The 20,387-nt window shown below is 42.9% G+C and carries 16 protein-coding genes and 1 pseudogene; 9 read left to right on the top strand and 8 right to left on the bottom strand.

What is annotated here, in order from left to right; all coding sequences use genetic code 11:
- The first annotated feature begins 27 nt into the window (after positions 1-27).
- A complete protein-coding gene (locus tag ACEN2L_RS19770) occupies positions 28-951 on the top strand; it encodes a LysR family transcriptional regulator (protein WP_306023466.1) in 924 nt (307 codons plus the stop codon).
- A gap of 139 nt (positions 952-1,090) precedes the next feature.
- On the opposite strand, the gene queC is transcribed toward ACEN2L_RS19770, so the two are convergent.
- Positions 1,091-1,753 carry a 7-cyano-7-deazaguanine synthase QueC gene (gene queC / locus ACEN2L_RS19775; protein ID WP_441745827.1) on the bottom strand — a complete coding sequence of 221 codons (663 nt, stop codon included), beginning with the start codon at positions 1,751-1,753 and terminating at the stop codon, positions 1,091-1,093.
- A 103-nt stretch (positions 1,754-1,856) separates the two neighbouring features.
- Between queC and queE the strand changes: the two genes are divergently transcribed.
- The 3 genes from queE to ACEN2L_RS19790 all read left to right on the top strand — a co-directional run bounded on the left by queE (position 1,857) and on the right by ACEN2L_RS19790 (position 3,863).
- Positions 1,857-2,531 (top strand): 7-carboxy-7-deazaguanine synthase QueE, encoded by a 675-nt coding sequence (gene queE, locus ACEN2L_RS19780; RefSeq protein ID WP_306023468.1) that lies wholly within the window; start codon positions 1,857-1,859, stop codon positions 2,529-2,531.
- A gap of 139 nt (positions 2,532-2,670) precedes the next feature.
- The gene (locus tag ACEN2L_RS19785) at positions 2,671-2,973 is read left to right on the top strand and encodes a hypothetical protein (protein WP_441745828.1); all 303 of its coding nucleotides are present in this window, start codon (positions 2,671-2,673) and stop codon (positions 2,971-2,973) included.
- The gene (locus ACEN2L_RS19790) at positions 2,970-3,863 is read left to right on the top strand and encodes a hypothetical protein (RefSeq protein WP_441745829.1); all 894 of its coding nucleotides are present in this window, start codon (positions 2,970-2,972) and stop codon (positions 3,861-3,863) included. Before ACEN2L_RS19785 ends, ACEN2L_RS19790 begins: the two co-directional genes overlap by 4 nt.
- 432 nt (positions 3,864-4,295) lie before the next feature.
- Here the strand turns inward: ACEN2L_RS19790 and ACEN2L_RS19795 are convergent.
- The 3 genes and pseudogenes from ACEN2L_RS19795 to ACEN2L_RS19805 all read right to left on the bottom strand — a co-directional run.
- Positions 4,296-4,490: pseudogene (locus ACEN2L_RS19795) on the bottom strand (hypothetical protein); the annotation flags it as partial.
- 648 nt (positions 4,491-5,138) lie between these two features.
- Complete coding sequence (gene asnB / locus ACEN2L_RS19800; protein WP_306022470.1) at positions 5,139-6,812, bottom strand: asparagine synthase B; 1,674 nt, start codon at positions 6,810-6,812, stop codon at positions 5,139-5,141.
- 285 nt (positions 6,813-7,097) lie between these two features.
- A complete protein-coding gene (locus ACEN2L_RS19805) occupies positions 7,098-8,744 on the bottom strand; it encodes a M28 family metallopeptidase (protein WP_441745830.1) in 1,647 nt (548 codons plus the stop codon).
- A 75-nt stretch (positions 8,745-8,819) separates the two neighbouring features.
- Here ACEN2L_RS19805 and ACEN2L_RS19810 point away from each other — a divergent pair, with 75 nt between their 5' ends.
- Complete coding sequence (locus ACEN2L_RS19810; RefSeq protein WP_441745831.1) at positions 8,820-9,656, top strand: DUF3025 domain-containing protein; 837 nt, start codon at positions 8,820-8,822, stop codon at positions 9,654-9,656.
- Here ACEN2L_RS19810 and ACEN2L_RS19815 read toward each other — a convergent pair.
- Positions 9,636-10,340 (bottom strand): YIP1 family protein, encoded by a 705-nt coding sequence (locus ACEN2L_RS19815; protein ID WP_441745832.1) that lies wholly within the window; start codon positions 10,338-10,340, stop codon positions 9,636-9,638. The two genes, ACEN2L_RS19810 and ACEN2L_RS19815, sit on opposite strands and share 21 nt — an antisense overlap.
- A gap of 170 nt (positions 10,341-10,510) precedes the next feature.
- Between ACEN2L_RS19815 and ACEN2L_RS19820 the strand changes: the two genes are divergently transcribed.
- Both ACEN2L_RS19820 and ACEN2L_RS19825 read left to right on the top strand, forming a co-directional pair.
- Positions 10,511-11,299 carry an ABC transporter ATP-binding protein gene (locus ACEN2L_RS19820; RefSeq protein WP_306022474.1) on the top strand — a complete coding sequence of 263 codons (789 nt, stop codon included), beginning with the start codon at positions 10,511-10,513 and terminating at the stop codon, positions 11,297-11,299.
- 10 nt (positions 11,300-11,309) lie between these two features.
- Positions 11,310-12,503 carry an ABC transporter permease gene (locus ACEN2L_RS19825; protein WP_441745833.1) on the top strand — a complete coding sequence of 398 codons (1,194 nt, stop codon included), beginning with the start codon at positions 11,310-11,312 and terminating at the stop codon, positions 12,501-12,503.
- Positions 12,504-12,616: 113 nt separating this feature from the next.
- Here ACEN2L_RS19825 and ACEN2L_RS19830 read toward each other — a convergent pair whose 3' ends face one another.
- From ACEN2L_RS19830 to ACEN2L_RS19840, 3 genes are all read right to left on the bottom strand, one after another.
- Entirely contained in the window at positions 12,617-13,501 is an 885-nt protein-coding gene (locus tag ACEN2L_RS19830) for a DUF72 domain-containing protein (protein ID WP_441745834.1), read from the bottom strand.
- A 66-nt stretch (positions 13,502-13,567) separates the two neighbouring features.
- The gene (locus ACEN2L_RS19835; RefSeq protein WP_441745835.1) at positions 13,568-17,125 is read right to left on the bottom strand and encodes an ABC transporter permease/M1 family aminopeptidase; all 3,558 of its coding nucleotides are present in this window, start codon (positions 17,123-17,125) and stop codon (positions 13,568-13,570) included.
- 10 nt (positions 17,126-17,135) lie between these two features.
- Entirely contained in the window at positions 17,136-18,017 is an 882-nt protein-coding gene (locus ACEN2L_RS19840) for an ABC transporter ATP-binding protein (RefSeq protein WP_306022478.1), read from the bottom strand.
- A 342-nt stretch (positions 18,018-18,359) separates the two neighbouring features.
- On the opposite strand from ACEN2L_RS19840, the gene metA reads away from it, so the two are divergent.
- Both metA and ACEN2L_RS19850 read left to right on the top strand, forming a co-directional pair.
- Entirely contained in the window at positions 18,360-19,280 is a 921-nt protein-coding gene (gene metA, locus ACEN2L_RS19845) for a homoserine O-acetyltransferase MetA (protein ID WP_306023047.1), read from the top strand.
- A 47-nt stretch (positions 19,281-19,327) separates the two neighbouring features.
- Complete coding sequence (locus ACEN2L_RS19850) at positions 19,328-20,386, top strand: homocysteine S-methyltransferase family protein (protein WP_441745836.1); 1,059 nt, start codon at positions 19,328-19,330, stop codon at positions 20,384-20,386.
- Position 20,387: the final 1 nt, after the last annotated feature.

Genomic DNA, 20,387 nt, shown 5'->3' on the forward strand with positions numbered 1-20,387 from the left:
TAATTATACCTAAAAGTGGTGCTTTACATGTTAAACCGTCTACAAGAATCCGATATAAAACTTTTACGGGTTTTCTATGCCGTTGCGTCTTGCAACGGTTTTACTGCTGCGGAGCCCGTTCTACGTATGCAAAGGCCAAACATCAGTGCCGCCATTAAGAAGTTAGAAGAGCGACTGGATTTAGTTCTCTGTCATCGCGGCCGAGGCGGTTTTCAAATGACCAAAGAAGGGGAAGTGGTTTTTCAAGAAACTAAGCGCATTTTTAACGCTTTTGATAACTTCGTTTTCAACCTTAAAAGTCTGCATGATGATTATTCAGGGCATATCACTCTTGTAATGATGGCTGGTCTGCCTCTTTCTTACCATTTAGCCGTGAGTAAGGCCGTTAAAAGCACCATGAAAAAGTTTGTTGATATCCATGTCAACATTCAAACTCGTTTGTACAACGAAGTTGAGCATGTTGCCTTATCGGGCGAATGTCACTTGGTATTATCAACGTATGACATGTTAAAACCTGAATCGGTGACCTTTCACTCGACCAATGTAACCTGTCGAGGGCGATTGTATTGTTCACCTTCTCACGCCCTAGCAAAATATAAAGAAGAGCTGCCCAAAGGCGTGCGCATTGAAGATTATCCGGCGATTGGGATTTCGGGCCTATCATCGGCCAACTATATTTCTGACGATAGCCGTATGGCCATACAGACATTTTCTGATTCGTTTGACGCGTGTTTATCGGCCATCATGACCGGCGAATATGTGGGGTTGTTGCCTGACTACGTATTGCTAAACCAAGGCTCTGGACTGGGCCTTGTGCCTGTGGGGGGGAGCATGTTTGAGTTTAAACATGAATTATTCTTAATGAATGGTAAAAATACTCGTTTGAATCCAGTATTACGTCATCTTATTAAAGAAGTGAGTTATTTTATTCAGCAAGTAGAAAAGAAATAATAAAACCACGAACTTAGTGTTGTACTTAAATAGTGCACAAAAAGCCTTCTCATCAAGGCTTTTTGTGCACTGTCATATCAAGGGTATTATGCTTTAACACTTAACACTTAACACTTAACACTCGACATAGACTCGAAGTTTACGCTTCATATTCCAAAGGATCCTTCTTCCCATTTTTGGCAAATGCTTCTAAGCGTTCTTGGCAGGCACCACATTTTCCACAAGCATGTTCACGTCCGTTGTAGCAGGTCCAGGTTTGAGCATAATCTAAGCCCATTTCAAGACCGGCAGTTAAGATCGCAATCTTACTTTGATGTAAAAATGGCGTAACGATTTCAACCGCTTCGTAATTGGCGATGGCGCATACATCGTTCATGCGCTCGACAAACTCTGGTCGGCAATCAGGATAGATAGCGTGATCGCCTGAGTGCGCGCCGTAATACACCTTATTTGCGCCCAATGAAACCGCATAACCTACAGCCATCGAGAGCAAGATCATATTTCGATTAGGCACCACCGTGGTACGCATACTTTCTTGTTCGTAGTGGCCTTCTGCCACGGCAATATCAGAGGTTAACGAAGAACCGCCAATTAGCTCATTGATAGCTGAAATATCGATGATCTTATGTTTAACACCCAGGCTTTTGCAGGCATTTGCTGCATAAACGAGTTCCTTTTTGTGCCGTTGCCCATAGTCGAACGACAAAGCATAGACTTCAGCTCCCTCTTTCACGGCCATATTGAGCACAGTGAAAGAATCCATTCCTCCCGAAAAAATAACTACTACTTTACTTGCTGTCATGTTTAGCTTCTTTATCTAACTACAATTGGTTAAGATCTTATGTCATCCGATAGGTAATTCCCAGACACCTAAGTCGAAAACATGGCACAAATGAGGAAGGGCATTGAGTCAGTACAAAATAAATGAAGTGTTTGAATCAATTCAAGGTGAAGGTAGCTTTACAGGTGTACCTTCAATTTTTGTGCGTCTACAAGGCTGTCCAGTGGGTTGCCCTTGGTGTGATACCAAACATACTTGGACCTTAGATTCACAATTAGAGCGCAGTAGTTCAGCGGTTATGGCCGAGAATGGCGAATCAGAGCACTGGTTTAATCAAACGGTGGAACAATTATTGGCGTTATTTGCCCAGCATCACTATCGTGCTAAACATGTGGTCATTACCGGTGGGGAGCCTTGCATGTATGATCTTGTGCCTTTATCCAGTCGTTTAATTGCCGCTGGTTATTCCGTGCAAATTGAAACTAGCGGTACCTATGAAATTTCAACACATGAAGATACCTGGGTTACCGTGTCACCTAAGGTGAATATGCCAGGGGGCAGGGCGGTGCTTGCCAGTGCGATGCAAAGAGCTAATGAAATCAAACACCCCATTGCCATGGAAAAACATGTTGAAGAGCTAGACCAAGTATTAACTTTACTTGATACTGACGCTAAGCCGCTGATTTATTTACAACCGATTAGCCAACAAAAGCGCGCGACAGACTTAGCCATAAAAATCTGTATCGAACGTAATTGGCGTTTATCACTGCAGACCCATAAATTCATTGGAATAGAGTAGTCAGCGAACCGTGTTAGACCTTAACCACCTTACCCAGTTTTTTCATAATTTTGCTGAGTCTATAATCAGGGGGAAACATGAGGTCGCAGCCAGTTACTGTGTTATCCCCAATATTATTATAAGGGATAACAGCAAAAGAGTGCTGAACACAGAAGACGAATTAACTCAGTTTTTTATGTCCTTTCAGCGTAAGTTAAGTGGTTTAAGCATTGAGCAGTGTGAGCCTATAATTCATCAAACCTTACGTTTATCGGACGCCCTATTTTTTACCACGATGCGCTGGCAACTGCTGAATCACAATAATGAGCTAATTATGAGCTGGTCGTCCTCCTATACCCTACAAAAAATGGATGATGATCAATTGAAGATTATCGTTACGGTTGTCGATGATGAGAATAAACAGTTGGAAGCATGTTTACCCACTGAGTTGAAAAATGAATGATTAAAGTAATCTTGAGTTTCTTGGTATTGATCGCGTTTAGTGCGAACTCCTTAGCCGCATCGTGGCGTATTAACTACCCTCGTCCAATGTCAGAAAATGATAGGCGTGCGGATTATCCCCTTAAATTATTAGCCCTAGCGTTAGAGGAAACGGGCGTCAATTTTAAATTGGTCGCTTCAGATCGCATCATGCCGCAAAGTAAAGCGCTTAAAAGACTGATGGATAATCGGGAAGTGAATGTTGTGTGGAGTATGACGGATGAACAACGAGAAGAGCAGTTGTTACCCATTCGTATTCCTATTTATAAAGGCTTGATTGGCTGGCGGATATTTTTAATCCGCAAAGACATGGATTCGCGTTTCAAATATATACAGAGCTTTGAACATTTATTGAAGCTTTACCCCATACAAGGCAGTGATTGGCCAGATACTAAAATACTGCAAGCTAACGGTTTTGATGTATTAACTGCGAATGAACACGACGCCTTGTTTACAATGTTAGGTAACGCTCAAGGTGATTTTTTCCCGCGTTCAGTGGTTGAAATTTTTGAAGAAATAAAAACCTATAATCCTGACAATGAATTTGAAATAGAGCCAAAGCTCGGTCTACGTTACCCGGCGGCAATGTATTATTTCGTTAATAAAAATAGCGTGCCGTTGGCAAAATTAATTGAAACAGGTTTAGAAAAAGCGATTAAAAGCGGGAAGTTTGATGAATTGTTTTATGAAGAACATCAGGCTGATTTTGACCAAGCTAATATGAATAAGCGTACATTTCATCAGTTGCAAAATACTTATTTGCCCATTAAAACACCTCTACATCGCAAAGAGTTGTGGTTTGAAAATAAACAACCTACGTTGATCATCGATACTGACGGCGCTGGACCATAAAACTGAACTACTACGGCTACAGGCTTGGGTTTCACTGACAACGCCGCTTCGCCTTTAAGATTATGTGCTGCGCCCACTAAGGCATGCACTTCGTGCACAAAGCATTCGCTACGCGAACTGGCATCCATGCCTTATTTCAAGCCTCGTCCCGAGGCTTGACTCGCTTTTTACCAACAGCCGTAAAAAGTAAGCAAAAAGGGCCGCTCTCCAACCAACTTTCTGATCCGCTACAAGTCCCGGCTTTGATGTCAAAACGGCGAGATGTAACTTCCATGTAAGCCTCGCCTTGTCGAAACGTCCTGTTTGGACATTTGACAAGGCACTAACAAAATTGGGTAAGTTGGAGTCGAGAGGTAAATAAAAGGCATCGGCTTCGCCGACAAAAAGTTATGGTGGATGCCCGTTTAGTGTAACGGCTACCCGATTATGTGATTACAAGCCAACAACTCTGTTCCAATCTGCAATGTATATGTACATTCGTTGAAATTCACTAGACAATAACATTCTATTGTGAGCAATGAAATTACGCGATTTTTTAAGTTCATCCATTCTCTGTTTAAGCCAGTGTTGTGAAGGAATAATGGACTCAAAATGCTCCAACTTGTTTAAAATTACCTGAGCAAGATGGCCAAAATCTAAAAAGCCAAGGAGATCAGTTTTTTCACCTTCTGGCTATGAGTCTTGATTAGCTGTTTGTAGCCTAGTTTCAGCATGTTGTTTTACTTTTTGTGGCAGTTTATCAATCCACACCTTCATTTTCAGATAATGTTTGCCTTATAAACTCTTGCACATGATTCTCGAAAGAAAATAGAACAGTCCTGTGTAGGTGTCGGCTTTAGCCGCGAATAAAAAGCTTCGGAACTAAAGCACCTCCTACAAAAGAATTTCGAAGAAAGTGGTGTTGTTCTCGACTCATTGCACCCCGAGTACCGGAAATTAAAACTGGGCAAAATATATGGATATATTTTGAGTGACTCCGCGCCGGGAACGCGTATTCACGACCTGTTTTAATTGAGGAACGCAGGATTAGGGGCAATGCTGGAGAGCGGCCATTTTTGCCTACTTTTTCCGGCTGTTTGGAAAAAGTATGGTCGGATGGCAGGGATGCCATTAGAAAAACGCAATGGATTGCGGTGGGCGCAGCGCATGCCATGTGCACAAAGTGCATAATTTCCGTGGCCGTAGGCCATGTATGGTAAGCGTAGAGATAAAACCCGCTTTTGCTTCTACAAAAAAGCCAGCTTAATCGCTGGCTTTTGTCTACTAAAGTTTAAGCTATTTATTTGCTTGTAAGTGAACATTACGCATGGCGCGTCCTGAAGGGTCAGCATTGCCTTTAAAGCTTGCGTCCCACTCTAAGGCTTCAACTGTACTACAAGCAATTGACTTGCCGCTGGGAACGCATTTTGCTGCAGTTTCTTGCGGGAAGAAACCTTCAAAAATGGTGCGATAGTAATACCCTTCTTTAGTATCAGGTGTGTTTACCGGGAAACGAAAAGCAGCAGAGGCCATTTGTTGATCGCTCACTTGGGTTTCAACAAATTCTTTTAAAGAATCAATCCAAGAATAACCAACGCCGTCACTGAACTGCTCTTTTTGACGCCACAAAATTTCTGCAGGTAAATATTCGTTATTATCGAAGGCTTTACGTAAGACCCATTTTTCCATTTTGCCATCAAGACACATCTTATCTTGCGGGTTAAGGCGCATTGCCACGTCCATAAATTCTTTATCTAAAAACGGTACACGGCCCTCAACACCCCAAGCTGAGGTTGATTTGTTGGCACGAGCACAGTCAAACATATGCAAACGTTTCAGTTTACGAATCGTTTCTTCATGGAATTCTTTAGCATTGGGCGCTTTGTGGAAATACAAATATCCACCAAAGATTTCGTCAGCACCTTCACCGGAAAGTACCATTTTAATACCCATGGCTTTGATCTTACGACTCATCAAATACATTGGCGTAGAAGCTCGGATGGTGGTCGTGTCATAAGTTTCAATGTGATAGATGACATCACGAATTGCATCAAGACCTTCTTGTACCGTGAAGTGTACTTCGTGGTGGACAGTCCCTATCATGTTGGCCACTTTTTGTGCCGCGATAAGATCAGGCGCGCCTTCAAGGCCCACAGCAAAAGAGTGCAATCGTGGCCACCAAGCATCAGACTTGTCTTCGTCTTCAACCCGTTTAGCGACGTATTTAGCCGCTACGGCGGATACCAATGACGAATCTAAACCACCAGACAATAATACACCGTAAGGCACATCAGACATTAAATGTGATTTAACGGCTTTTTCAAAAGCCACTTTTAAATCATCCAGATTAGTTGGGTTATTCTTAACGTTTTCGTAATCCATCCAATCACGTTTGTAGTATTCGGTTAACTGCCCGTTTTTGCTCCACAGATAATGCCCAGGTGGAAACTCTTGTACTGTTTTACACACCGGTACAAGGGCTTTCATTTCAGAGGCGACATACAAGTTACCGTGTTCATCATAACCGGTATACAGCGGAATAATTCCCATATGGTCACGGGCAATTAAGTAGGCATCTTGCTCTTCATCATATAAAACAAAGGCAAACATACCTTCAAGTTCGTCAATAAAATCGACACCTTTTTGCTGATACAAAGGCAAAATAACCTCACAGTCAGATTTGGTTCTGAACTCATAAGGTGTCGCTAAGTTTTTCTCGAGGGTTTTGTGATTATAAATTTCACCATTTACCGCAAGTACTTGGTTATTATTTCGGCTGATTAAAGGTTGAGCACCTGTATCGACGTCGACGATGGCCAAACGTTCGTGACACAAAATGGCATTATTATTATTCCAGATACCTGACCAATCAGGGCCGCGATGACGCAGCAATTTGGAAAGCTCTAACGCTTGTGTTCTAAGATCTGCTACATCAGTTTTGATGCCCAGAATGCCGAAAATACCACACATAAAAAAGTTTCTCTTGAGTTGCGGGTTAGAAGATATAGCTGGTTACATTGGCGGATAACGCTGAATGAACCCCTCGGTTCGCGTGAAGTAGTTTGCTGTTGCTCTTGCTTGCGCGTCATTGAATTTGCCAGCCTGAGCGAAAAAAGCAAGTGGAAACTGTAATTTTTTTACACTAGCTAATTATTGCAAAGTATAACGCCAGTGAATTGCTGCTTTTATCAACGATTTTGCGCCTAACAAGGCAAGGTTACTAGCCTTACCTTGTTAGTGACTTACCATGCCTGATTATTTATTGCGTTGAAATTCACTACTAGGACTCCACTTTGGCCAGTCAGTAGAATTTCCAATCAAGTAACCCACTTCAAATAGCAGTTGGCTGTCTTCAACGATGCCACTGAGATCCCAATTTTCTCGGTATTGATCGCACACTTGGTGATAACAGCCAGTCACGATGACATTAGTACGTTTGCGATACTTAGCGGTTGCTTCGTCAATAGGTTCGTTGCCGCCCTTGGCGTAAAGAGCAGGCACACCTTGCTGAGCAAAACTGAAATGGTCTGAGCGAAAATACGCGCCCGCTTCAGGTCGACTTTCTTCCACTAACCTTCGATTCTGACGCAGGGCAGCTTTAGACAAATAATTTTCAAGTTCTGATTTTCCCATTCCTACTACGGCCACGTCTTTGGTACGACCTAATACGCTTAGGGCGTCCATGTTCAGGTTAGCAACCGTCTTATTCAGCGGGATAATGGGGTGTTCAGCATAATATTTTGAGCCCAATAATCCTTGTTCTTCAGCAGTGACAAACAAAAAGCTAATAGAGCGTTTGGGTTTAATCGACAAAGAGGAGTAAGCCTTGGCTAGTGCTAAGTTTGCCGCTACACCGGTGGCATTATCGTGGGCACCGTTATAGATTTGATCACCTTCTTTACTGCTGTCTTTGCCCAAATGATCCCAGTGAGCACTATAAATAATATGTTCTTCTGGGCTGACTGAGCCAGGTAATGTGGCCAGTACGTTATAACTGGTGGATTTTTTTAAAGTGTTTTCGATGGTCACCGAGGCGTTAAGTGCCAGCGCTTTATGGTAAGGGCCTTGGATGGCCAAGGCTTTTTGTTGGCTAAAATCAAGCCCTGCGTCAGCAAACACTTTCTGCGCCGCCTCAACGCTCAGCCAGCCCTCGACGGCCACTCGGCTTGCATTGGCATCTTGAGTAACAAGTCCGTATTGCGCGCCGCTCCAACTGTTTGCGACCACCGACCATCCGTAGGACGCGGGTGCTGATTCATGAACGATAAGTGCTGCTGCGGCGCCTTGACGACTGGCTTCTTCATATTTATAAGTCCAGCGACCATAATAGGTCATGGTAAGACCTTGGAATTTACCACTCTCTGGATTTTCAAAGCCGGGGTCATTCACGAGGATCACAACGGTTTTACCGCTTACATCAATACCTTCGTAGTCATTCCATCCATATTCTGGTGCGTTAACCCCATATCCGACAAAGACCAATTCAGAGTCTTTCAGCTCAACCGTGTTTTTTTCACGTTTAGAGGACACCACCATATCTTGTTTATAAGCAAATTGCTTGTCGCCAATGTGTAAGTTCATGTCAGGTTTAGCGGTGATTTCGACTAATTCAACGGCTTGTAAGTAGCTGTCGCCGTTACCGGGTTGTAAACCCATAGCTTTCAGTTCAGCGCTTAAATAGTCTAAGGTTAATTTTTCACCTTTGCTGGTGGGGGAGCGCCCTTCAAACTCATCAGAAGCTAAGGTTTTTATGTGGGTTTTGATATCGTCGCTGTTGATGCTTTCGTATACCGCGATGAAGTTGTCGGTTTGTTCAGTGACGGTCGTCGCTTGCTTTGAACACCCTGCAGCAAGTAGCACCGCTACTATGCCCAAAAGAGGCGTTTTGTCGTAAAGTTTCATAGTTTACTCTTGTAGTTATAATGACATCTCATTATAAAGCCTTCTATCTAATGACTTAAACAGTTTATTTACGCTATGAATTCAAACTGGCTGGCGCCTTTTTCTTCCCACCAATCATCTTTACCCTTTAAAAAATTAAGCGAGTTGTTTGATTTTGCCCAATTTACTACATGGCCAAACGCTGCAGGACTCAATCGACTGAAACGGCAATCAAAGGCTGATGTTAATCATAGCCCTGATTTTATCTGCCAGTCACAATTGGGTAATAACGAAGACTATTACGAGCAATACATTTTCAACCACCACCGCATACCCACTCGGCCCGACAACTGGCATGACTTTTTTAATGGCCTGATTTGGCTTCAGTTTCCTCAGACTAAATGCTTGCTTAATCAGTTGCACATGGAGGATATCACCCAATTTGGTTTGCATCCGCGTAGCCACAGACGCAATAAGTTAACGCATTTTGATGAATGTGGTGTTGTCTTAGCGATTGAGTGCGGTCAGCATGAAAACGCAATACAAGGACGCATGCCTGAGCTATTGCGGCAACACGAATGGCGGCAGGTGTTTGTTGATAATCGCCGGCAGTGGGGCGCTACTATTCATAGCTTTATGTTTGGGCACGCCAATTTAGAAATGCTATTGCAACCTTTTATTGGTCTTACCGGAAAATGGTTGAGTGTTGAAGTGCCGTCTGGTTTTGGTGATTTGTCAGGATTTGAACAGCTGGCTCTAACAGACCAGCTATTGTGTAAAAAAATCACAGATGAGAATGTATTTGCTCAGAAAAATGGTTTGTTTCCTCTGCCACTTTTAGGTATTCCTGACGTGACAGAGGCAAGCGAAGATCCACGCTACTATGACAACAACGACTATTTTAGGCCGCGCTTAAAATATCATGGTAAGTAACCAAATCCCCCAAATAATGGCGTAAGGGGCGATTGCTATCACGGTGATGCGCTGCTTTGATAGTTGTGTCCACTGCGCTAAACCTACCGTGGTTAAATACATATACCAGAAATGCTCTATGCGAATTGACTGACATAAACCGTACCACGCAGAGCTCATCTCAATTGATAGAAAATAAGCGATGGAAGTGGGGTGCACCGCAGTTGGCAAAATCTGATTACTCTCACTTAGTGCTATTGCCAATAAGCCCAATATGCTCACAAATATGGTGGGCAAACTTACCCACCAACAAAAGCCATACCAGTCGGTAAATCCTTCTACACATTCTTCATCCGCTTTCGCACAAAAATTGAGGTACAAGGCCAATATCACGTTAGCAATAATCAGGGATAACGCCGCGCCAAACGTCCCGCTCCACAATAAGACTTCTTTGTTTAAACTCTGCCTAATGACATTTTGTTCGCTAGGGCTGATATTGGCCGCGGTAGTTTGTACCATCAACTCACGATACCAATCGATATCAACGGTCGAGAAATAATAAAGCTCGGGTAAAACCGCAACGCTCATTATCAGTAAAAATGGGATCCATGACCAGTTATGGGTCATACGTACCTTGGCAAATACGCCATTGGGTTTCAGCAAAATATTAAAGCAAGCTTGAAAAGGATTATTCACAGATTCCATTTGTTATTCTCATTGTTATTAAAAACATCGTATTGACGTTTATTTACTACTTAAACACAGCTAGTCATTAGGATAGGATTATTGTTACATAGATTATTTTACTTTCGTGAGTAATAAATTCAATCTGTCGCTGACTATAGAAAGTCGATTACCTCAACAGGGAAAATGGAATGATAGAAATAAAAAATTTGGCTAAAAAATTCAAAATAGAAAATCCCAAAAAGCTCAGTGAACAAGAAAAGAAAGATCCCCGTCTCGTTGGTCGCTTTTTCCATTCGGTACTTGATGTATCGTTTAAATGTGAAAAAGGCCAAGTACTGGGCTTGCTTGGGCCTAATGGTGCCGGTAAAACCACGACCTTACGCATGCTATCGACTGCATTGAAACCCGACTCAGGAAGTTTGGCTATTAATGGCATCAATGTCTTAACTACCCCCTTATTGGCTCGACAAAAAATTGGTTTTTTATCGGGTTCAACGGGCTTATATGGTCGATTGACTGGTCGTGAAAACATCGAATATTTTGGGCAGTTGCACGGTCTGTCAGCCAGTAAAACAGCACAGCGTATTGAAGAATTAGCGGATTTACTCGATTTACATAGCTTTTTAGACAGACGGTGCGAAAACTTTTCTACCGGGATGAAACAAAAAACGGCGATTGCTAGAGCGGTGGTGCATGAACCTGAAGTGGTAATTCTTGATGAGCCCACTACTGGGCTCGACATTATGGCAACGCAGACGGTACTTGAATTTATAAGACGATTAAAAGCGCAAGGTACCCCTGTTATTTTTTCAACCCATCATTTAGATGAAGTTGATGAACTGTGTGACAAAGTGGTGGTTATCGACAAAGGTCGCACGATGTTTGATGGTGAAACCGCAGCGTTTAGAGCATTGGCAGACGGATCATTACATCAGGCATTTATGGCAAGCATCAGCCAAAGCACCGCACAGGTTTAAGGAGAGAATTATGTGGTTAGTATTTTTAAAAGAGCTAAAAGAGTTGTTACGAGATAAGAAAACCTTGTTTTTTATGATTGCCTTGCCTCTGTTAATTTTTCCGCTGATTTTTGGTGGTGTGGCCTTTGTAACCAAACAAGCCATCGAAAAAGCAGAAACCAAGGTACTTAAATATGCCATGGTAGGCGCTGAATATGCCCCGGTTATTGTTGAGCACCTGCAGCAACCTGATAAATTTGAGTTGGTTGATATTGGCGCAGAAACCGACTACGCCACTTTAATTCGCAATGAAACTATCGATTTTGTGCTGATTATTCCCAATTCCTATAATTCTGATGTGTTGTCAGCAGGCCAATCTACGATTCAACTGTATTTAAATGATGCAGGGTTGAATTTGGTATATAAGCGAGTCAATGAAATTGTAAAAGAGCAATCTGATCGTTTCCAGCTTGAAGCGTTTTCGACTCTTGGTCTTGAAGCGAGTCAACAACAAGCCTTACTTGAACCCATCGTTTTAGAAAAAGTCAATACGGCAGATGACAGAGAAAATTGGGGCGAAAAGATTGGCGGTATGTTGCCGTATTTATTATTTATTTTGTGTCTGCAAGGTGCGATGTTTCCTGCTACCGATATCGGCGCGGGTGAAAAAGAACGCGGCACCTTAGAAACCTTGTTAATTTCGCCAATTGATCGTAACAAAATAGTCTTTGGTAAATTTTTCACTATTGCCTTTGCCGGTACCATGACAGCGCTGATAACCGTGGTGAGTATGGCAGGCTGGGGCTTGGTCCTGAGTCAAGGCATGGCCGTTAAGTTTGTCGCTGATTTTATGGGCCAAATTGGTGTACTGGACTTTATTTTAATCTTTTTAATGTTAGTACCTGTCGTCGCTATTTTTGCGGCGGTACTGTTAAGTATTTCGATTTACGCCAAAAGTTTTAAAGAAGCACAAAGTTATATGGGGCCGTTAGTCATCTTTGTGATTATTCCGGTTATTTTAGCCTTGCTACCTGGAGTAGAACTCAAGGGTGGATGGGCATGGGTGCCTTTAACTAATGTTGCACTTGCGATGAAAGAGTTAGTAAAAGGCACCATGGACTATTTTCAATTAATCGCTATTTTTGGCTCGACGGTACTTATTGCCGGCGCTTTGATAGCATTTTGTGTGTACTGGTTTAAACAGGAAAAAGTCCTGTTTAGATAATAGTAGACACCAAATATCAAGCGAGGTGTGTTGAACGTCGCAAAATGCTAATGAAAAAATAAAGCCGCTGTGGTGCTACCACATCGGCTTTTTTGTTAAGCCTAGACCGCTATTCAGTCAAACATGCCTTGTTGCTGTCGAAACCTCGGAGGCAAAGAAAAACGCTTTAAGGGCTGCTGAGGAAAGAGCCTATTAAAATCGTGGATAAATGCTTCAGCTAACCAGGGGGCATCTTGGTTATCGGGCATATGAAAAAATAAGCTCGGAGATTTGCCTTCGTCTAGCCATTGTTTGAGTTTGTGTAACCAAGGTTGATAGAAAGGTTTAGACTGTTCAATATCTACCCCGCCAACAAAGCGCACAATCGGCCGCTGACCTGTCGCCACAACATGGGTGGGTAGACGCGGTTTTTTTTCTTGTACCTCACGGATTAAACTAGCTTGCTTGGCGTTGAGAGCGTGAGTATTACAGGCAAAAAGTGCCCGGGTGTCCATAATGATCCGGTCAGCATTAAAGCCTTGTAATAGCTGGTTTAGATGGCGTTCACTGTCACCTTTGGCAAAAAAATCCGGATGTCTGACTTCAACAGCAATCTTAAATTGTGTTGGGATCACAGCCAAAAAAGACGCAAGGGCATCAAGCGACGCAGGGTTAAAACTTGCAGGTAATTGCAACATCAGTGAGCCAAGTTTATCTTTTAACACGCTAAAGTGAATCAAGGCCTGCTCGACTAACTTATGACTCTGGCTTAAGTTTCCTTGATGGCTAATAGTACTTGGAAATTTTAAGGTAAACTTAAAATTTTGGGGTACTGACTTTGCCCATCTTGCTAAGGTGACGACATCCGGTAAATGATAAAAACTACTATTCCCTTCTACACTGTTAAAGTACTGACTGTACGCGACTAATGAATTGGCTTGTGCTGATTTTGTGGGGTAAATATGGCCAAACCAAGATGGGTGGGTCCAAATAGGGCAGCCAATATAACAGTGATTCATTGGTACTTTACTTGTTTGAGCTATTACCCCTCACGTTATTACAAAGTGAGGGGTAATATTAGGTGGTTAAAGTTTAATAATATTATTGCCTGTATCGCGATCAATAAACCGAACAAAAGGATCAATCCCCGCGTAGGTCGGTAAGGTATCGACGGTCATTTCAATGATGGTTTCGCCACTTTTTATACGCTGAGTGTGTGCATGAATTACTTCATTCTCAACACTATAATCATTGGGATTATGACTAAAAAGAGCAATCTCCACTTCTTGATCAAAGTCTTGCTCAGTCTCTTGACCTTTGCCGTCAGCGCTAAACTGCGTAGCTGAAACCGTCAGTGTGACCTTGAATCTTCCGTCAGCCAAGGTTTCAACGGCTACTTGATTGGCCCGCAGATCATAAATAGTGATTTGCGCAAATAGTTCCTGAATCACACTTTGTTGCTCAGCACTTGCGTCGGCATTTAAATAACGCAGTAAATCTAGGGTAGTGGGATAAAGATCAGTTCTGAATTTAAACTCAGCAAGTAACTGACTCAGGGCTGAATTGATGTATGCTTCGCCCAATTTATGCTCCAGCGCCATCATTACAATAGAGCCCTTTTGATAGTGGATGTACTGTTGATTTTCTGAGCGCATTAAAGGCATTTCTTCTAGTGGTTCAGTGGCACGGCCACGTAAATATCGATCGAGCTCGTAGGTTAAAAACTGGCGTAAGCGGGTTTCACCGTATTTCTGCTTCATCACCATCAATGCACTGTATTGCGACAAAGTCTCTGACAAAATCGCACTACCTTGCACATTAGCAGCATTGAGTTGATGGCCCCACCATTGATGTGCCACTTCATGGGCAGTCACATAATAAACCGGATCAATGTCTTTTGGATCCCGCAAGTCGCTGGTAAAGCCAATGTCCTCAGAATAGGGAACGGTGTTAGCAAAACTTTGCGCGAAACCGCGATAACCTGGAAACTCGATAATACGTAATTGCTTGTGTTGATAAGGGCCAAACGCCGCCTGGAAATAATCGAGCGAATCTTTACTGGATTCAATCATTCTATCGATGTTCCAAGCATGACTTGCATGGTAGTAAACTTCGATATCAACGCCTTTGTATCGCTCTTTTTTACTTTCTAGCTTAGCTGACATAATGCTAAAAAAGTTAACCATTGGCGCATCCATTTCATAGCGAAAATAGTTGCGGCCCTTATCTTGCCACTCTTTTTTCAAATACCCAGGCGCAATAGCAAATTGATCGGCGCTGGTGGATAGGGTTGCACTGAAATCAATAAACTCGACGCCAGGACCAAAAAAGCTTTCTTGGTAGTGGCTGCTGTCTTCTAAGTCGTAGGCACGTTTTAGGGGCTCGAGATCCCGCTTACGCCTTTCGTGTCGATCGTTGATCCGGGCGTCTGAGCGAAAGCCAAAGCTAGGAAACAAAGCAAAATTATCAATAAAGGTTCCGTTTTTTACCAGAGTAGGGTCTTCTGATGAATTCTTAAAGCCATGATGTTCACGCACCACACTTAATTCTCCGGCGCGTTCTTCACCTGGTTGCAAGGGCTGAGTAAATTCAAACCACGCGGTGTTGAATTTTTCGTTAACTTCTTGCAGCGTGCCACCGTCGATAATGACTTTTTCATCTCGGCTATGCTCAGGTAAGTTAACCAAAAAGCGTGATATTGCTTCGTCACTGTGGTTGCTAAGTTTAATCGCTGCTTTGGCCTCAATGCGGCGCAGCTCTGGAAAGATATCCACGCTTGCATCTACGGTAGTTATGCTTGGAATAGCAGCTAGTTCATATTTGCCGTAGGTTTTTTCATAATCAGCCCGTATGTCTAAGCTATCATCACTGGTGACGAAGTGATTAACAACCTTGGTGTTGTAGTGTATCCACCCACCACATGCGATGAATATGAACAAAGCACTGATCCCAACGGCTCGGCCTGGTTTGCCCAGTTGATAGCTTAATTGGCTAAAGCGTTGTTTCAGACTATTGCTTGGTCCCCGTTGCCATAGTCCAAAGCTCAGTACACCAAGCACAACTGCCAAAGCAGTCCAGTACAGCATGAACCACTGCTGAGTTTGTAAAAACCAGCCATAGCCATTTAAATCTGAGTACTGCAGTAAGGGGGCTTCACCAAAATTAAACATGTTGTGTTCTATGCCTAATTGGCTAAAGGCCAAGGTGACAAAGAAATAGCCGACAAATAGCAACATGCCTACGTATTTATTGGGACTTAGAGCTTGAAAGAAAAAAGCCAATACCGCTAATAAACAAAAGGGCAGGGCATTAAAATACAGTAAGCTTACGATATATTGCCCCAGCTCAATATGACCGTAGCCATGCAGAATTTGATTGGCAATCGCGCAGACCGCGCCAAACAAAAACAACGACAAAATCACTAAAATAACCGCGATTAATTTTGATAACCAAAACGTGAGGTTATTGACAGGCATGCTGTCGACAATATCACCCATTCCTACGGTTCGCTCGCGCCATACAATTTCGGCACTGTAATAGGTGATCACAATAATCAGCATCAAAGAAAACGAGCCGGTAATTAAACTCACTAACGTTTGAGTCAGAGGCCAGTTGGGGGTGCCATACATGCCTGATATTTGGAAAAAGTTAGCGATAAGTTGAAAGCCTGAAAACAACAACAGGATAAGAAATGCAGGGCTGAAAAACACCTGTTTTATTTCAAAAACAGTACGCGTTAAAAACTGTCCTAGGTTATTGCCCCCCACGCTTTTGTGGCGAAAGTTTTGGTTAAGTACTGCAATTTCTGTTGCGCTGACTTTGCCGGCTTTTTTGGTTTTAGTTTGTGGGAGTTTGAAAGGTTTGAATAGTCCGCCGCCCACTATTAATAGTGTCGCACCAATACCTATCCACAGTAAACGGTTTTGCAAGACAAAGCCGTCAAACGCTGGCAGTAAGCTATTCTTCTCGAAAGCCGTCCAATAGCGGGAATATTCACCGAAGGTGTTTAAACCAAAGGGGTCTATAAGAGCACGAATAGAGCGCTGGTCAGGTTCGTCAAACACTTGACCGGCAATCACATAAGCGATAAATAAACCCAGGGCAGCTAAATAAACTGACATGGTGCTTTTGGTTTGTTGGGCAACGGCATAAAACAAACTTGCCAATACAAAAAGTGTGGTGGCTGAAAATATCGCAAACGGTGCTAAATAAAGGCCAACGCTATTTGAGCCCAATCGTTCAGCATCTAACCAGGGCATGATACTGCCAAAAAATAGGCCAAGTGGCACCATGGCAAACACTGCTAAACAGATTAAATAAGCCCCTAAAAACCGCCCTAAGTTATAAGGCAAGGGCTTGATCGGTTTAGTGGATATAATTTCAGACATCAAGGTGATGTCATTGCGAGTGGCAGTATTGGAAACAAAATTAACCACCATAAACATCCCAAATACCCCTAAGATCAAGATACTTTGGGTAACAGCATAGGGGCTGTTAAACAGCACATTACCGCCAGAGCCGATTTGGACCTGATCAACCACCATGGCTAAAAAGGGCAATAAAAAGAACACCAAACAGGTGACGATAAACGAAGGTTGACGTACAAAGTACCGCCACTCAAATTTAAGCATTGAAAATAACATGAGTGGCTCCCTATGCGACGTTGGCAGAACGAGAGCGATGTAAGGTGGAAAAGTACACATCTTCTAAGGTGGCAGGTGTACTTTCAAAACCCTCGGGAGCCTCATTAGCCACTACATTTAGTACGGTTTTTCCGGCAAATAAGCGTTTTGATATCACCGGCAACTGGCTTTCAAGTTCAGTGGCTTCGTCAAGGGATACCACCTTACGCCAAATCTGTCCGTTGAGCTTCGCAGTGACGTCTAATGGATTGCCTTCTAATAATATTTGGCCATTACCTAAAACTGCCATCCTTGGGCAAAGCTCTGATACATCATCAACAATATGAGTGGATAAGATCACCACTTTTTGTTCACCCAAACTCACCAGTAGATTGTGAAAACGGTTTCGCTCCTCAGGATCAAGCCCAGCGGTGGGTTCATCTACAATTAACAAATCGGGGTCGCCTAACAACGCTTGGGCAATTCCAAAGCGCTGACGCATACCACCTGAAAAACCACTTACGGCTTTTTTGCGATGTTGAAATAAATTAACGTGAGCAAGCAAACCATCTACTGCTTCTCGGCGCAGCGCGCTGTTACTCATGCCTTTTAATATGGCTAAATGGTCAAGTAAATCATAAGCACTAATACGCGGGTAAACACCGAAGTCCTGAGGCAAATAGCCAAGGCGTTGCCGTAGCTCATTTGGCTGAGTTAATACATCAATATTGTCGAAGGTCAACGCTCCGCTATCTGGTTGTTGTAGTGTTGCTATTGTGCGCATCAGGCTAGACTTGCCTGCGCCATTTGGCCCTAACAAGCCAAACATGCCTTTAGGAATAGCGAGGTTGACACCATTAAGCGCTTTCACACCATTGGCATAGGTTTTAGTAATGTTGACAATATTGAGCATCGTAAAATCCCTGTTTGCTTTTCGTTTTAATGCTCAGAGTAACAGGAGGACGGGATGGGGTAAATAGCCCTTAAAAACGTGGTGGTTCTGGTTAAGTTATTGAAATGATTAATAATAAACCACCCAAACTCAGTGAGGTAATATTTACTTACCAAAACAAATAACAAAGCTAAGAACTCGTTTATTCATTTTAATCGCATGCCACAGTCAGCAACAACGTTGCCAAAATAAGCAAAGCGTGATTTTTAGTTCAAGATGTTTAGACGTCTAGACGTAAAGATGTTGACTTTTTGCCTAGATTGAGCGAGATTTGCTACCCTCTTTTGCTTCCTTGGAGTCTTTATGCCTATTCGTATCCCGAGTAATTTGCCTGCACAAAACGTGTTGAGTCGTGAAAATATCTTTGTGATGGATTCTGAGCGTGCAGCGACCCAAGATATACGACCGATGGAAGTGGGTATTTTAAATCTGATGCCCAATAAAATGGAAACCGAAGAGCAGTTTTTGCGTTTGCTATCCAACACCCCCTTACAAGTTAATGTGGACTTGATCCGCATCGATAATCAGGCGCCTAAAAATACGCCTAAGGCCCACATGGATGCTTTTTATCGTGAGTTTGACGAGATAGCTAATAAAAAATACGACGGTTTAATCGTTACTGGTGCGCCGCTGGCCCATCTTGCTTATCAAGACGTAAAATATTGGGAAAAAATGACCGTAGTCATGGACTGGGCACGCAGACATGTGCAATCAACCTTATTTTCTTGTTGGGCGGCACACGCAGCCATTTATCATTATTTTGGCAAAAATCGCGTACTCAAAGATGAAAAGCTCAGTGGGGTTTATCCTATTGAAGTGCAAAATGAACATGACGAATTACTGCGCGGTTTCGATCCGGTGTTTTATGCGCCACAATCTCGTTATGGAGAAATTCCAATTGAGGTGTATCAAAGTATTCCAGAGCTCAGTGTGTTAGCAAGTTCTGCTAAAACCGGAGCCCATATTGTGGCATCGCAAGACAAGCGTTTGGTGTTTGTTACGGGACATCCCGAATATGATCCTGAGAGTTTAAGCCAAGAGTATCATCGAGACCTTGCTGCGAATTTAGCGCCTAAAATACCAGTAAACTATTTTCCAGACGATGATCCGTCAAAACCACCTATGGTGAAATGGCGCGCTCATGGCAGCTTATTGTTCACAAATTGGTTAAACTACTATGTCTATCAAACTACGCCCTACGATTTAGACAGTTTGTCCCGTTAAAATTATCGTTAAGTACCTAGTTAATAAAGAGTTATTGAGGAAACGTGTTGAGTCAATCTAACAAAGAACAACTTTTACAGGATGCTGCAAAACAGCGTATTCTGATTTTGGATGGCGCCATGGGTACCATGATCCAAAAACATAAATTAGAAGAGGCGGATTATCGCGGAGAGCGATTTGCTGATTGGCAGTCTGATATAAAAGGTAATAACGATTTGTTGAGCATCACTCAGCCGCATATTATCTATGATATTCATTGTGCTTATTTGGCGGCTGGCGCTGACATTATTGAAACCAATACTTTCAACTCTACCACTATCTCGATGGCTGATTATCACATGGAATCCTTAGCCAAAGAGATTAACTATGAGTCGGCTAAATTAGCCCGTAAAGCGGCTGATGAATATACGCAGCGAACCCCTGAAAAACCCCGTTTTGTGGCTGGGGTACTGGGTCCAACAAGTCGAACTGCCTCTATTTCTCCTGATGTGAACGATCCTGGTAAGCGTAATGTGACCTTTGATGAATTAGTCGAAGCCTACGTTGAAGCGACTCATGCCTTGATGGATGGGGGCTGTGATTTGATTTTGATCGAAACTATTTTCGATACGCTGAATGCGAAAGCGGCAGCATTTGCAGTTGAAACCGTGTTTGAACAACGTGAGCAACGTTTGCCGATCATGATTTCAGGCACCATTACTGATGCCTCAGGCCGTACTTTGTCAGGCCAGACTGCCGAAGCCTTTTATTATTCGATGTGCCATGTTAATCCTTTTTCTATGGGCTTAAATTGTGCATTAGGGCCAGATTTGTTGCGTCAATACGTGGATGAAATCGCCACCATTTCTGACTGTTTAGTGTCTGCTCACCCCAATGCTGGTTTGCCGAATGAGTTTGGTGAATACGATATGGAAAGTGACGAAATGGCGACACATATCAAAGAGTGGGCTGAGGCAGGGTTACTGAATATTGTTGGTGGCTGCTGTGGCAGTACCCCCGAGCATATTGCCGCCATGGTGGCAGTGACTGCCGGTAAAGCGCCGAGAAAAATGATTAAACATCCAGTTAAAATGCGTTTATCTGGCCTCGAACCCTTTGTCCATTAGG

The sequence above is a fragment of the Flavobacterium sp. W21_SRS_FM6 genome, from assembly GCF_052119645.1.
Taxonomy (GTDB): domain Bacteria; phylum Pseudomonadota; class Gammaproteobacteria; order Enterobacterales; family Alteromonadaceae; genus Paraglaciecola.

Coding starts and splice junctions, on each gene's coding strand:
- ACEN2L_RS19770 (WP_306023466.1), top strand. CDS start 28: ATGTTAAACCGTCTACAAGAATCCGATATAAAACTTTTACGGGTTTTC.
- queC (WP_441745827.1), bottom strand. CDS start 1,753: ATGACAGCAAGTAAAGTAGTAGTTATTTTTTCGGGAGGAATGGATTCT.
- ACEN2L_RS19790 (WP_441745829.1), top strand. CDS start 2,970: ATGATTAAAGTAATCTTGAGTTTCTTGGTATTGATCGCGTTTAGTGCG.
- asnB (WP_306022470.1), bottom strand. CDS start 6,812: ATGTGTGGTATTTTCGGCATTCTGGGCATCAAAACTGATGTAGCAGAT.
- ACEN2L_RS19805 (WP_441745830.1), bottom strand. CDS start 8,744: ATGAAACTTTACGACAAAACGCCTCTTTTGGGCATAGTAGCGGTGCTA.
- ACEN2L_RS19810 (WP_441745831.1), top strand. CDS start 8,820: ATGAATTCAAACTGGCTGGCGCCTTTTTCTTCCCACCAATCATCTTTA.
- ACEN2L_RS19815 (WP_441745832.1), bottom strand. CDS start 10,340: ATGGAATCTGTGAATAATCCTTTTCAAGCTTGCTTTAATATTTTGCTG.
- ACEN2L_RS19820 (WP_306022474.1), top strand. CDS start 10,511: ATGATAGAAATAAAAAATTTGGCTAAAAAATTCAAAATAGAAAATCCC.
- ACEN2L_RS19825 (WP_441745833.1), top strand. CDS start 11,310: ATGTGGTTAGTATTTTTAAAAGAGCTAAAAGAGTTGTTACGAGATAAG.
- ACEN2L_RS19830 (WP_441745834.1), bottom strand. CDS start 13,501: ATGAATCACTGTTATATTGGCTGCCCTATTTGGACCCACCCATCTTGG.
- ACEN2L_RS19835 (WP_441745835.1), bottom strand. CDS start 17,125: ATGTTATTTTCAATGCTTAAATTTGAGTGGCGGTACTTTGTACGTCAA.
- ACEN2L_RS19840 (WP_306022478.1), bottom strand. CDS start 18,017: ATGCTCAATATTGTCAACATTACTAAAACCTATGCCAATGGTGTGAAA.
- metA (WP_306023047.1), top strand. CDS start 18,360: ATGCCTATTCGTATCCCGAGTAATTTGCCTGCACAAAACGTGTTGAGT.